The organism is Coraliomargarita parva (assembly GCF_027257905.1).
Classification (GTDB): domain Bacteria; phylum Verrucomicrobiota; class Verrucomicrobiia; order Opitutales; family Coraliomargaritaceae; genus Coraliomargarita_A; species Coraliomargarita_A parva.
Genome location: NZ_JAPZEI010000009.1, coordinates 181,921 through 195,474, shown reverse-complemented (window position 1 = coordinate 195,474; position 13,554 = coordinate 181,921). Strand labels below are relative to the sequence as shown.

The 13,554-nt window shown below is 54.5% G+C and carries 10 protein-coding genes; 6 read left to right on the top strand and 4 right to left on the bottom strand.

Features of this window, described 5'->3' with window-relative positions; all coding sequences use genetic code 11:
- A partial coding sequence (locus tag O2597_RS14285; protein WP_269525927.1) for a transposase occupies positions 1-412 on the bottom strand: 412 nt, incomplete at its 3' end.
- Between the two features lie 395 nt (positions 413-807).
- Here O2597_RS14285 and O2597_RS14280 point away from each other — a divergent pair.
- The 6 genes from O2597_RS14280 to O2597_RS14255 all read left to right on the top strand — a co-directional run bounded on the left by O2597_RS14280 (position 808) and on the right by O2597_RS14255 (position 7,547).
- Complete coding sequence (locus O2597_RS14280; protein WP_269525926.1) at positions 808-1,269, top strand: NUDIX domain-containing protein; 462 nt, start codon at positions 808-810, stop codon at positions 1,267-1,269.
- A gap of 126 nt (positions 1,270-1,395) precedes the next feature.
- Positions 1,396-2,604, top strand: coding sequence for an FtsW/RodA/SpoVE family cell cycle protein (locus tag O2597_RS14275; protein ID WP_269525925.1), 1,209 nt, complete (start codon positions 1,396-1,398; stop codon positions 2,602-2,604).
- 87 nt (positions 2,605-2,691) lie between these two features.
- Positions 2,692-4,434 carry an Rne/Rng family ribonuclease gene (locus O2597_RS14270; RefSeq protein ID WP_269525924.1) on the top strand — a complete coding sequence of 581 codons (1,743 nt, stop codon included), beginning with the start codon at positions 2,692-2,694 and terminating at the stop codon, positions 4,432-4,434.
- Positions 4,435-4,475: 41 nt separating this feature from the next.
- Positions 4,476-5,663: a glycerate kinase gene (locus O2597_RS14265; RefSeq protein WP_269525923.1), complete on the top strand. Its 1,188-nt coding sequence runs from the start codon at positions 4,476-4,478 to the stop codon at positions 5,661-5,663.
- Entirely contained in the window at positions 5,660-6,313 is a 654-nt protein-coding gene (locus tag O2597_RS14260) for a DUF2062 domain-containing protein (protein WP_269525922.1), read from the top strand. The genes O2597_RS14265 and O2597_RS14260 overlap by 4 nt, the downstream gene beginning before the upstream one ends.
- Entirely contained in the window at positions 6,306-7,547 is a 1,242-nt protein-coding gene (locus tag O2597_RS14255) for a DUF1343 domain-containing protein (protein WP_269525921.1), read from the top strand. Before O2597_RS14260 ends, O2597_RS14255 begins: the two co-directional genes overlap by 8 nt.
- Positions 7,548-7,564: 17 nt before the next feature.
- Here O2597_RS14255 and O2597_RS14250 read toward each other — a convergent pair whose 3' ends face one another.
- Genes O2597_RS14250 through O2597_RS14240 form a run of 3 tightly spaced genes read right to left on the bottom strand, consistent with a single transcriptional unit; the run spans position 7,565 to position 13,554 of the window.
- On the bottom strand, positions 7,565-9,958 hold the full coding sequence (locus O2597_RS14250) for an ATP-binding protein (protein WP_269525920.1): 2,394 nt from the start codon (positions 9,956-9,958) through the stop codon (positions 7,565-7,567).
- 12 nt (positions 9,959-9,970) lie between these two features.
- A complete protein-coding gene (locus O2597_RS14245) occupies positions 9,971-11,209 on the bottom strand; it encodes an ABC transporter substrate-binding protein (RefSeq protein ID WP_269525919.1) in 1,239 nt (412 codons plus the stop codon).
- Entirely contained in the window at positions 11,206-13,554 is a 2,349-nt protein-coding gene (locus O2597_RS14240) for an FG-GAP repeat domain-containing protein (protein ID WP_269525918.1), read from the bottom strand. The genes O2597_RS14245 and O2597_RS14240 overlap by 4 nt, the downstream gene beginning before the upstream one ends.

Sequence of the window (13,554 nt, the reverse complement as noted above, 5' to 3'; positions counted from 1 at the left end):
ACCACACCGAAAAACGCTGTTTGACCGCCTTCATGTACTCCGAGACGTCACCCATACGAGCCAGCAGCTTCGCACGGATCGCCCCGGCCTCCTCGCCGCCCGCCTCCAGCTGACGAGCCATCTCCGCCGCCGAGGCCGCCTGGTACTTCGTCGGACGCGGGTACAGCACACGGTAGCGCCGCATCAGCTCCGCATCCCCCACCGACTGCCGGTCCGGCACTCGCAGCAGCACATGGAAGTGATTGCCCATGATGCAGTAAGTCAGCACCTGTACCCCGCAAAAATCCGACATCTGGTGCAGCATCTTACGAAGCACCTCCTTCTCACTGTCACCGAACAAGGCCTCCCCGTTCACCGTGCGCGTCATACAGTGGTACACCGCCTCACTTCCACTCACCTTCAATCGACGCATCCGCATCACTCAAACATGCAACATGACAATCAGATTGTACAGTTCATTCTGCCTGTCCCTTTAAAATACTTTAGAATACCCCATCGCGCTGAGGGCATCGAACCACTCACTGGGCAACTCGGGCATTCATCGATCAGATCCATAAGCGCTTCAATTTCAGCATCATTCAGTTCTTCAAATAATGCGTCAGCAAAAGCCGTGGTTGCGGGTGAATGACTGAAATAAGCCTTCAAAGTTTCCTCGTCGAAGCATTCTACGAATGCCTGAGTAGAAGTGATGTATGAGAACGCAATGAACGAGAAACGACAACTTTGCGCGAGACTGAGCCATAAAAATGTAAGCGAAGCCAAGCTTGAGTCTTGCTCCTGCGACAAAGTCATCTTGGTTAAAGCGCTATGCGTCCGATCCGCACAGCTGCCCGGGCCCTCATCTTACTTGAGGGCAAACTGCTCGCCATAAAAATGCGCGATCAGTCGGGTGTCTTTTATATACTTCCAGGGGGAGGCCAGCGCCACGGGGAGACCCTGCGTAAAGGCTTGATGCGCGAGTGCCTGGAGGAGATCGGAACCGATGTCGAGGTTGGAGAGCTTCTCTATATCCGTGAATATATCGGACGGAACCATGAATTCCGTAAGGCCCATCATGCTTTTCACCAAGTCGAGCACGTCTTTCGTTGCACCCTCCCCAACCCAGAAGGGATCGGTCCGGGGACAGAACATGACAAGAAGCAAATCGGAGTGGAATGGATCCCCCTGGAAGAGCTCGACAAGCGGCGCTTCCTGCCGAGTGTGATCAAGGATTTCTTCAAGGACGGACAGTTCACCCCCCCCAGCAACTACCTGGGAGATGTCAACTAGCGGTTGTTTGTTGCAGGTTGCTCATTGAATGTCCAACAATGGTCCCTCCCGATTCCCAAAATCCCAGCCTGCAATCACCGATTGAGCGTCTACAGCCGCATATTTAACAAGAACTACCAAGGGCTCATGCAGCCTGAAGGGCGTTTGCGTCTGGATTGGATCAACCCACTCTGCATCTTGCTGCTCTGCACGGTCGGCATACTGTTCATCTACTCGGCCCAGTATTCCTACGGCGGGAGTAACTGGAAAAGGCAGCTTTTCTGGATGGCAATCGGCACTGGAACGTACTCTGCAATTTCGCTGGTCGATTATAAAATCTTCCTAAAATACGCACATTTCATTTATGCTGCCGGCATATTCGGGCTGCTATTGACGACCGAACTCAGTCCGATCAGCTACGCCGACATGGGAGCTCGTCGCTGGGTAAATTTGGGCTTTACGCGGGTGCAACCGACCGAAGCTGCCAAAATCGGGACCCTAGTAATGGCAGCCAGCGTTCTGGCGCGCTCCGAACTTGGCAGCGTACAGGATTCACTAGTCGTTCTGGCTAAGGTAGCTATCATATTTTTGCTGCCAATGTTGTTGATTTTCCTGCAGCCAGACCTAGGTTCATCGCTTGTCTTTCCACCGATGATCTTCGCGCTGCTATATGTTTCCCGCTTGTCGGAGAAATTTTTCCTAAGCGCATTTGCGCTGTTTGCCGTGGCCCTCGCCGTCCTTGGCGCGGACATCTATGGCTACAGCAAGCATCTCAAAGACCAGCAGGAAGCAGAGGCCAGCGACAACGCGGCGATCGTCGAAACCTACCATTCACTTCTACCCATCCATGATTATCAACGCAACCGGATCCTGACCTTCGTCGCTCCCGACGTGGTCGATCCTTCAGGCACCGGCGCAAGCTGGAATGCCAACCAGGCAAAGATTTCAGCCGCCACCGGCGGCGTTTCGGGCAAGGGTCTCTTTAACGGAACCCAAGCCCAGCTTGGCTACCTGCCACAAGCGGTAGCCCACAATGACTTTATTTTCTCCGTGATCGCGGAGGAAACAGGCTTTCTTGGAAGCGCGTTCGTCGTCGGGCTATTTTGCCTGATGGTCACCAACGGCATACGTATTGCCGGACTCGCAAGAGATCGATTTGGAATGCAACTGGCGATCGGCGTCAGCGTGCTATTCCTCGTCCACTTCTTCATCAACATTGGCATGACTATCGGCATCACCCCGATTACCGGACTCCCGCTTCCGTTTTTAAGTTACGGAGGCTCATTTGTTCTGAGCTGTTTCATTCTTCAAGGACTCGTTCAAAGCGTATACCGGTACCGGAGAGACTATTCATGATAGATCGATCCTGAAAGAAGACACATTAGAAGCGAAACAGCACTCGGAACTTGGGAGGCTCCCCACACCCTGGGAAACCCAAGACCAATGCAAGATTCAACGACAGATAATACCACACCCGAAGATCAATACACAGAAGAACTCAGCTCGGCTCCCAAAGAGCAAAAGGCGGAGCAAATTGACAAAAAGGAACTACGAAAGGACGCCGCACAGCGTGCCAAGAAACAACCGATTGTCACCCGCATCATTAAAGCGCTGAAAAACGAAAAGAAGGCTTACTCGGAACTCATCATCAACTCTGAGCCGCTCGAAAAACGAGTTGCCCTACTCAAGGACGGGGTACTCGAAAAATTCGAAGTGGAGCGCACCGGAGAAGCCCGTGAAGTCGGAGCGATCTTCAAGGGGCGCATTCAGAATCTCGAGCCTGGTTTGAAAGCCGCCTTCGTCGATATCGGTCAACCGAAAAACGCCTTCCTACACTACTGGGACATCCTGCCCGCGGCCAACGACAATACCATTGAGATTGTTCGCGATAACAAGACGGAAAAGCAAAGGAAGCGCGAAAGCGAAAAGGTGTCCCTGAAGGACATCCCAAAGCTCTACCCGATCGGCAGCGAAATCGTGATCCAGATCACAAAGGGGCAAATCGGCTCCAAGGGACCTCGGACAACGACCAACATCGCGCTGGCCGGGCGTTTTCTTGTGCTCATGCCCTATGCAGGGACACTCGGCATTTCCCGCAAGATCGAGGATAAAAAAGAGCGTTCGCGTCTCAAAGGCATCCTTCGCGGCCTCACCCTGCCGGAAGGCATGGGTCTGATCATTCGAACCGCAGGCGAAGGAAAGAAAGCCCGGTATTTCATCCGCGACCTTCACATTTTGCTCAAGCGGTGGGAAATCATCACTCAGCGCATGGAACAGGCGAAAAAGCCCACCTGCCTCTATGTCGAGCCGGACATCGTAGGCCGCACCGTGCGCGACTTCCTGACCGAAGACATCGACCGGGTGATGGTCGACAAACGTGACGACTACGACAACATCATCGACGAGGTCTCGAAGATCTCGCCCCGTTCGAAATCGAAGATCCATCTCTTTGGCGACGACATTCCGGTGTTCGAGCGCTTCAATATTGAGCGCCAAATCGAACAGACCTACCGCCGTTGCGTACCACTGCCTTCGGGCGGTGAAATCGTGATAGAGGAAACCGAAGCGTTGATTTCAATCGACGTGAATACCGGGTCGCACAAGAACAAAAACAAAGACGGCACCGACTTCATCCTTGCGGTGAATCTGGAAGCGGCAACCGAGATCGCCCGTCAGGTACGACTCCGCAATCTAGGAGGCCTGATCATCATGGACTTTATCGACATGAAGTCGAAGAAGGACCGCAATGCTGTACTGCAGCGGATGCGCAAGGAGACCTCAAACGACAAGGCGAAGACGCACATCCTACCGATCTCCACTCTGGGTATCATGCAAATGACCCGGCAGCGGCACTCGGAGAGCCATTCCAGCGGCATCTATTCGGACTGCCCCTACTGCAACGGACGGGGCTCGGTGAAATCCTCACGCACGATGAGCGTCGAGATCCAGCGACGACTAATCAGCGTGATTCGCCACATCCGAGCCCGGGACGGCCACGACAAGGAAATCCAACTCCGCGTTCTGCTCCACCCGCATAACCTCGAGCGCCTCCGTAACGAGGATGAAGAACTTCTTCTAGGTATCGAGCAGACCTACGGGGCCAAGCTCTCCTTCCGGGCCGATCCGATCTACCATGTCGAAAATTTCAAAATCGTCGACGTCGAGACGGGCCACGAGCAACGCTAGTCGCCCCGCAAAGCGAAGTTTCACAGCACGACCTAAGCGCCATGCAGATCCTGATCGCTTTCGATAAATTCAAAGACTCGATGCCGGCCGCTGCCGCCTGCAAAGCGGCGGAGGTCGGTATTCGGGCTGCCTTGGGGGATGCCGTCAAAACCACCTTAGCCCCCCTCACCGATGGCGGCGAAGGTTTTTGTCCGATCTTGGCCGAATCCGCTGGAGGCTGGATCGAGTACCATCGCGCTTCCGGCCCTCTGGGAGAAAGCGTCGAAGCGCCACTCGGTTGGGTTGAAGCCAGACAACTGCCGGCGGGCACCGAACGATACCTGTCCAAGCTGGAAGGCAAGGTCGCAGTCATAGAAATGGCGTCAGTCGCCGGTCTGGAGCAAGTTCCGAGCGACCAACGGCATCCACGCTTTACCACGACCCGAGGAGTGGGCGAATTAATCCGAATCGCGACCACAGAGTGCGCACAAGCGATCCTACTCGGCATAGGCGGGAGCGCCACGAGCGATCTCGGACTGGGTGCCTTGGAGTCACTCGGTCTCCAATTCCTCCGAGCCGATGGCTCACGGATCGAAGGTGTACTGCCAAAAGACTGGATCGAGATCGAGCGTATCGAAGGCGCGATCGAACCGGAACTCCCTCCCATCTATATCGCATGCGATGTAGATAATCCGCTACTTGGTCCCCGCGGCGCCGCTTCCGTTTACGGACCTCAAAAGGGGCTCTCCGAAGACGAGGTTGAAATTTTCGATTCCCTGGCCGGCAAAATGGCACGCATGCTATGCCGTCATTTCAACAAAGCCGAATCCTCGATTCTGACGCCCGGGACGGGAGCAGCAGGAGGCATCGGCTTCGGCCTGCACGTCTGTTGCGATGCCAATTTCGTGCCCGGCTTTGAACTGGTCACCGCATGGCTCAACCTGAAGGCCAAGATAGCCGCCGCCGATCTCGTATTAAGTGGCGAGGGTAAGATCGACTTCAGCTCACTCTCGGGGAAAGGCCCGTTTGCACTCGCAGTGGCCGCAGACAAAGCCGGCCTGCCCTGCCGCCTATTTGCAGGGAAAGCGGAAAAAGAAGCCGTCCAAGCCATTGAGTCAAAATTCCCCGGAACACGGGCTTACAGTATCACCCCCGAAGACATGGCCTTGCCCGAAGCCTTGTCAAAGGGTGCCATAAACCTTCAAGCCAGTGTCGAAAAGGTATTGAGTGCAGAGACCTTTGATCGATGACCCAAGAAGAAAAAGCACTACACACGGAGCGTCGAAAACGCATCCGTCGGGTCAAGCGTTGGCTGCGCCCCTTACCACGCCGTGCCACGATTCATCGCTATCCGATCCTAGGTCGCTTCGCCGATACCGCAAGGCAACGAATTTACCTCTGGAGCTTCCGGGAGGCCAATGCGATTCCCGCCATCTACGCCGGCTTTATCATCACGCTACTGCCCATCTACGGCATCCAAATTCCCCTCGCATTCCTCTTTGCCTTACTACTACGAGCCAACCTTCCGATCCTAGTCGGACTACAGATGGTCTCGAACCCGATCACCGTCTGGCCTCTATGGTTTGCCGCCTACCAAATCGGCCGGCACATTCTTTCAGTAATCGGGGTCATCACCCAACAGTTAACCAAAGAACAGGTGATGCACCTGCTTCACAATTTCTCGCATGCTGACTGGGGTAGCAATCTGGGACGCCTGGCCACCGTTTTCGGCATCACTTGCCTCGGAGCGATTGTCATGGGGATCTTTTTCGGTTTAGTCACCAGCGTAGCTTATCGTATCATCGCACGTCGCACGGTGGCGAGCTACGCCGTCCTGATCGAGAAGATCCATCATATCAAGGCCAGCAAACAGAACTCTACCAACAATACAGATGCTTAAGCGTTTCACCCTCATCAGCCTTTGCTCAATTCTCAGTTGGTGCGGTCTGCATGCTCAGAATATTCTCCTCGGCATCGACGTGCTGGAAAGCACCGGATTTAGGGCAGTCGCCGGCAAACGGATCGGCCTGCTCACGCACCCTGCGGGCGTCAACCGGAACGGCTTGAGCAGTATCGAGGTACTACGGCGGGCCCCGAACACGCAACTTGTCGCACTGTACGGGCCAGAGCACGGCATCTACGGAAACGAGAAGGCGAACCAGCCCATCCAGAACAAAACCGACCCACGAACCGGCCTACCCGTGTACTCGCTGTATGGGCAATACAGAAAGCCCACCGCAGAGATGTTAAGCGGTATCAATGCTCTGGTCATCGACCTACAGGATGTGGGGGTACGCTCCTATACCTATGTCAGTTGCATGCGCTACGCCATGGAAGCCTGCTTCGAAAATGACGTCGAAGTGATCATCCTAGACCGCCCCAACCCACTCGGCGGCCTCAAGGTCGACGGTCCGCCACTCGACCGCGAATGGCGAAGCTACGTTGGAGCCTTTCATGTGCCCTACGTTCACGGCCTAACCATGGGAGAGCTTGCCCGTATTGCCAAATATAGTCCGGGCTGGATGGAAGTACCCGATTCCGTACGCCAACGCGGCAAATTAACCGTCATCCCCATGCAAGGGTGGCGTCGCCACATGCTTTGGACTGATACCGGACTGCGCTGGATCCCGACTTCTCCCTACATCCCCGACCTTTCAGCCGTACTGGGCTATGCCATGACCGGACTGGGCGCACAAGAAGGTGGCTTTAGCCACGGGATTGGTACCCCCTACCCGTTTCGCCTGCTCCGCTACCGCGGCAAATCAGCTGCAGAGTTAAAATACACACTCGAACAATTGCATATCCCCGGCCTGAGCTACCGTATCGTGCAGACGAAGACTGCGGCAGGCGCCTCAATCGAAGGCGTCTATGTAGGTGTCTGCGACTGGAATCGTGTACACCCGACCGAACTCAGCTTCCGTATGATGCAACTCTCCGCCGCCTGGTCACCGAACAATCCCTTTACTTCCGCAAAGAATTCCAACCTCTTTAACAAGCACGTGGGGAGCACCGCCTGGTGGAAGGAAATAACCGAGCGAGGTGCCCATGCCCGCGTGGAGTTGTTTGTCAATCAATGGAGCCGGCAAGCCGAAGCCTTCCAGAACAAATGTCGTCGGTTTTGGCTCTACCAGTAAACGGCCAAGAAGAGAAATCAGTCACCGGAACCTTTGTGATCCACCGGCCCTCCCATCTTTCGAAGGTACTGCTCAGACTGCTTGTAGCGATAGATCGCAGCCTTCATCGAATCGTTTGACATCGGTTTGGTCACGAAATCCTGCATACCAGCCCGCTTGCAAGCCTCACGACTTTCGCCCAAGGCATTTGCGGTCAGAGCCGCAATGTAAGGACAGCTCTCCTCATCAAACATCTCATGGATCTTGTAGGTCGCCTCGATACCATCGAGTTCGGGCATCTGCAGGTCCATAAAGATCAAGTCATATTGCTTACGGCCCACCATATCGACGCACTCCGCGCCGTTTTGGGCCCAGTCAGCAGAGACACCGAACCGTTTGAGTATCTTGTTGGACAACTTGTAATTCGCCACATCGTCCTCCGCCACCAAGACCTTGATTTGATCGTCCAGTTTGACCTCCGAGAGACCGATTTGAGGTTCAGTCGTATGACGGTCCCTCTGGCCCACGACATTTGTAATGTAGAAGGTAAAGGTACTGCCCACACCGACCTTACTCGTCACTGTGATCTCCCCTCCCAGCATTTCGACAATACGCTTGCAAATCGCGAGCCCCAGGCCCGTGCCACCGTACTTTCGTGTTGTGGATGAATCCGCTTGGGTAAAAGCAAGGAAGACATCATCGATCTTATCCTCCGGAATACCAATCCCGGTATCGCTGATGGCGATATAATAGCGGGGGTCATCAGTGGACCCATGGATTTCACGCCAAGCCCGAATGCGAATTTCCCCCTTCCCCGTAAATTTGACGGCGTTGCTAATGAGGTTATTCATCAGCTGGTGCAGACGGGTACGATCGGTAAAAACAGGCTCGTTCAAGCCTTCCGCAACCTCGATGTGCATGGAGATGTTCTTCTTGTGCAAAGACAGCTTAAAGAGGCTGGCCACCTCATGAACCGACTCCTCAAGATTGATCGGGCTCACTTCCAGGCTGATCTTGCCTGCCTCAATCTTTGAAAGATCCAGGATGTCATTGATAAGATCGAGCAAGATACCTCCCGAACTGCGAATCGCACCGAGATCACTCCGCTGATCCTCATCCAAGGGAGTGTCCTGTAACATCTCGCTAAAACCGATAATTGAATTCAAAGGAGTGCGGATTTCATGGCTCATTGTCGCGAGAAAGGCGCTCTTCGCCATATTCGCCTCCTGTGCCGCTTCAGCCAGTTTCTTAGCCCTCACGGTCGTCATTTGAAGCTCCTTGGTACGACGACGCACTCTCTCCTCCACCTCCGCATAGCTGACTCTGAGCTTATGCGTCATTTCATTGAAAGCGCGTGTCAAATCCTCGATTTCCCCCCCCCCACTTGCAGGGATCTGCAGATTGAAATTCCCGGCAGCCACTTCCTTGAAATTTCTGGCCAAACGATTGAGAGGTCGGCTAACACTCATGGCAAGCCAGACCGTAATCACCAGACCACCAAGCAAAAAGATCCCCGTCGCGGTCCAATAGATAAGGCTGAGATTGGCGGTCTGGCGCTGACTGCTTTGATGGCTGCGCTCAATCAGACGATCCACCATCTCCTGAATCCGAGTGCCGTGGGTTGTTAATTTATCCGAGGCCTCCTGCCCCACCCGGGCCGCCACCGCGTACTCAATCGAGACGAGACGAAGATCCACAATCAGGTCTTCAAGCGTCCCAAGATAACGCTCCAATCCATCAATCTTAAGGCGCGGCTGGATCGCTTTCATATCGTCGAAGCGCTGTTCATAGGCCTCCCTCGCGATACTGAAATTCTCTTCAAATCGATTATAATCGTTCTCCAGCAACAAATCCCGGTTCAGAACACTAATCGCCCGGTTCATCCATCCCCAAATCAACGAATTCGCTGCGATGAAGTCCTCAACATCCTGGACCGCGCCGTACTGCGCCGGAACGAATTCCCGATGTTGCGGATCATGTAGTTCCTTGTGCACTGCATTCAAGCGGCTCTGCATCTCCAGACTAACCTGCCCGAAAATCGAGATTTTCTCCGCCACACTTTGGTCGAGCTTGGTCAGAAACTGCTCACTTTGAACCAACTTCTTAAAGACCGACTCATACTCGTCGAGACGGTCAAGCATTCCCTTGAGAAAGACATTCTCCACGTAGTCCGTGTCACTTTGGATCTGAAGCAGCGCGGTGCGGGTCTCAGCCAACGCGTTCAGGACATACTCCTCACCCTCCGAATGCTCCCTGAAGATACGGCTACCGATCGAGATTTTGGAGATTTCGCGCGAGACGACATTCAAATTCGTTAAACGATGCTCCTGCTTCTGCACCTCGAGTACGGTAAAGCGGCTCAAACCGAGAAAGAGCGCCAGAGCAAGCAAAGCAAACACCAGGCAAACCAGTATCTTGGTCGAGATGCGCATGATCAGGTCGGATTAGTCGGTCGGGTCGTAGAAATGCACCACCTGCGCGCTACCGGACTGGTAACGAGATAGTACAATAGGAGTAGCAATTTGACGTTTAGCACCCAAGCTAGTTTCACCAACGTAAGCAAGTTTTCTCGGTTTTGCAAAGAAAGGATCCTCAAAGGTCGAAGCCTCCATAACCGATCGCAGTCGACTGGCATCATCCAACGCTTCCGGACCCGCAGCCTGCAGACTGAGCAATAGCATCTGCAATGCATAGAATTGGGTATCCACCTCCATACTGGGCTCACCCAATATTTCACGATAGCGTTGCATCAAGTCGAGATAGAGCGGTGTGCGATCCTGCACAGGAAAACGCCCCCCCACATAATAAAAATCCCCGACCTCCGAATGAGTCAGTTGTGACAAATAAGCGGGCTCCTGACTGTTTTGCGCGATGCATACACCCTTGAACCCACCCCGACGCAACAAACTCAACAGAGCGACTAAATCGCCCGGAGGGATACCAGCCATTAGAATCGCATCCGGATCGGATTCGACAACTTGCCGGACCCAGTATCTAAAGTCTTCCGCCGAGCAGCCCGGCCGGAACGTTTCTTCGACAATATCGAAGCGTGCCAGGTGTTTGATTTTGACCCCACGGCTTTCCGCGACACTTTCCGCGATCCGCTTCTGATAAAGCGCCTCCTCGGAATTCCTTGCGAGAACGAGGACAGAACCATAGCCCAGTTCATCCGACAGATAGTCGTAAATAATCGGCAGCGTCTGGACCGGGGTCGGCATACCCAGAATACCGAGCGAATCTTCACTCACCAATGCAGGCGAAAATCCGTAATGCACATAGCAGATGTTGTAGGCATCCAGAAATGGCGCCACCTCGGTAACGGCATCGTCCCCAAAGGGACCGATCAAGTACCGAACCCCATCTTTCATCACCAACTTACGAGCCTTGGCCATACTAGTAACCGGATCCAACTTATCGTCTTCCACCAACAGTTCGATGCGGTAACGCCGATCCCCGATTCGTATCCCCCCCTTTTCATTGTAATGATCGGCAATGACACGAGCACAAGTGACCGTGGTCTCCCCCCATGAGCGCCCAGGCCCCGAGAGTGTCGCAATAATACCTATACGCAGAACCTGATCCGCTTCGCCCGACACCTTGCCATCCGGACTGCAAGCAAGCACCCCAAAGAGCAGAAATACAACGGCTCCCGAGAGTACGAACTTGCGAAAAATACAGGTCATTCTTGAGGATAAACCAGGATGCGATCGTGAATCAAAAAGACCAAGTCGTCTCGCTGATCACCGTTTATATCTCCGGTCAGAATCTGTCTCGGTTCAATTTTAGCCCCGGTACGCCCTTGGTAATGCATGTTCTGCTCGAAAATCTGCCAATACATACGGCTTTTCCATGTGGGTTCGGCCCGGGTCAGAACTTCCACCACATGCTCGGTGCCATCGACCGCAACGAGGTCGAGGTTACCATCGCCATCAAAATCCGATCCGGCCACGTCATTGAAATGGACCTTGTCCAGATCGGTCTCGTAGGTATCCAAGGCCTCGCGTTCCCAACGCATGGTATTCGGGGAGAAACGCCAGAAACGATCCTCCCCAGCCAGGAAGTACACCTGAGCCCCGTGGTTTCCCTCCACTGACCAATCAACCAGATTAATACGCCCGGCCAGATTACTGGCCGTGTAACGAAACACACCATCCGAGTCGCGCTCCAGAAACTGAAATTCACCGTTGGCTGGGATGTACAGCATCAAGCGGTCCACTCTTGCATCGCCGGGAAGCGGGATGATCGCCCCGACCTGATCATCATTACGCCGCGCATTAAACTGGTCGACCATCATTAACTCGCCATCAACAAAACCGATCGCGCGTGCGAAGCCTTTACGCCCCACGATCAACTCATTGCGGCCATCCCCATCCACATCAAAAACCGAAATCTGGGCCACACTCACATCCTTCAGCAGACTCTCACGAATACTGGAGTCCCCGGCCTGAGCCTCGAAGGTGAAAGGCGTCTCCGGTTGAGCCGACAACAGCACTGGCGCTTCACGCGGAACAAATACCATTAGACCGGAACGATTGCCCTCAAATACGTCAACCAAACGAATCGCCGAAGGCTTCCGACGCACTCCCGTGAGCTCGAGATCGGACAGCTCCTCCCAAATGACTTCGCCGTTCTCTCCCTCACGAGCTGCGAGCATCCGCAGGTGCATGACTCCCTTGACCTCGACCACGACCGCCAGTTCATCGTGCCCGTCCGCATCCGCGTCAATCGCCGCACAGGCCAAAGGTTCGCCGGACTCCAGTGGAATTTGCCGGGGAAAAGAGAGACGACCGCTGGCATCAAGCGTACTCAGTCCGATGATTTTTTCCGATGCACTGACCAAGACCACTTCGTTTTCCCTAGAGTCGAAGAGACGCGCTACCACCATCGAACTGACATCGGAGAAAGTGGGAAAGACCCTGGCGGGGACAAAACCCTCGTTTTGCCCCTGATAATAGGTCAACTCCGCCGCTTCAGGATTTGCAATCAGCACATCCTCACGCCCGTCGCCATCAAGATCCTCAAGTGCATAAATACCCGGGCTGCGCCCTTTCCGGAGCAAGGGATAAATCTCCGCCTGTGCTTCCAGCCAGGGGTTCGCCTCCGGCGGCTGCGTCACGCGGTTCAAGCTGAAGATCTCAAGCCCGCCGCTACGTGAATCGATCGCACAAAAGACGGGAGTTCCCGGGCCGGAGGGCAACTGACGCACCCCGCGAACCGGGCGCTCAAAAATAAAGCGGCGCTCCGGACCAAAAGTGCCCGAAGCGGCCTGTTCGCGTACACTCAGTGCCTGTTTGCCGTCCGTCGCAATATATAGGACATCCAGCAAGTCGTCCCCATTCACATCGCAGACCATGAGATTGTATGGATTTTCACCGGTCAAGGGATAGACCGCCGGCTCACCCAGATCACCGTCCGCCCTCGGATGAAAGACCCGGAGAGCATCCGCGGAGAGTGCCACCAGTTCGGCATCCCCATCCGCATCGAGATCCTCAAGAGCCAGGGTATTGATCCAGCCCAAGGGTTCGAAGTACTCGAACTCCCGGCTTTCACTCCAGCCTCCGGCTTCACTTTGGTAGCGCACGGTCAAGGGAACTTCACGTGCGGAATAGGCCAGATCCATCCGACCATCGCCGTTCAGGTCTCCCACCACCAGATCAAAGAGCGGAAACCCGACCGTGATACTTTCCGGTTCGAAAGCCGCATCCTCCATCACCGGCTCCCAGCGGTTCCGCGGCAAACGCCTGCGGCGCTCGGAGGAAGCCCCATCCTCCGGATCCAATTGAAAGAACAGATCAATCCGGGCCGCATCATTATTGATCACGGCAAAATCATTCAGCCCATCACCATTGAGATCCGACAAACATAAGGAGCGAGCCGCCCAATCAACTTTCAATACGTCCGGACCGCGAAAGGCAAAAGGCGACAATTCCGGCCTCCCCTCCTCCGCCGGTAGGCCTTGTAAAATGAAGCTGGAGGCGAGGCCAAGCGCACACACAGACGATCGGAACATGGCATTCGAAACGATCAT

Bases quoted from the DNA above. Each gene is read 5' to 3' on its own strand.
- O2597_RS14255 (WP_269525921.1), top strand. From the start codon at position 6,306: ATGCTTAAGCGTTTCACCCTCATCAGCCTTTGCTCAATTCTCAGTTGG.
- O2597_RS14260 (WP_269525922.1), top strand. From the start codon at position 5,660: ATGACCCAAGAAGAAAAAGCACTACACACGGAGCGTCGAAAACGCATC.
- O2597_RS14250 (WP_269525920.1), bottom strand. From the start codon at position 9,958: ATGCGCATCTCGACCAAGATACTGGTTTGCCTGGTGTTTGCTTTGCTT.
- O2597_RS14245 (WP_269525919.1), bottom strand. From the start codon at position 11,209: ATGACCTGTATTTTTCGCAAGTTCGTACTCTCGGGAGCCGTTGTATTT.
- O2597_RS14275 (WP_269525925.1), top strand. From the start codon at position 1,396: ATGCAGCCTGAAGGGCGTTTGCGTCTGGATTGGATCAACCCACTCTGC.
- O2597_RS14280 (WP_269525926.1), top strand. From the start codon at position 808: ATGCGTCCGATCCGCACAGCTGCCCGGGCCCTCATCTTACTTGAGGGC.
- O2597_RS14240 (WP_269525918.1), bottom strand. From the start codon at position 13,554: ATGATCGTTTCGAATGCCATGTTCCGATCGTCTGTGTGTGCGCTTGGC.
- O2597_RS14270 (WP_269525924.1), top strand. From the start codon at position 2,692: ATGCAAGATTCAACGACAGATAATACCACACCCGAAGATCAATACACA.
- O2597_RS14265 (WP_269525923.1), top strand. From the start codon at position 4,476: ATGCAGATCCTGATCGCTTTCGATAAATTCAAAGACTCGATGCCGGCC.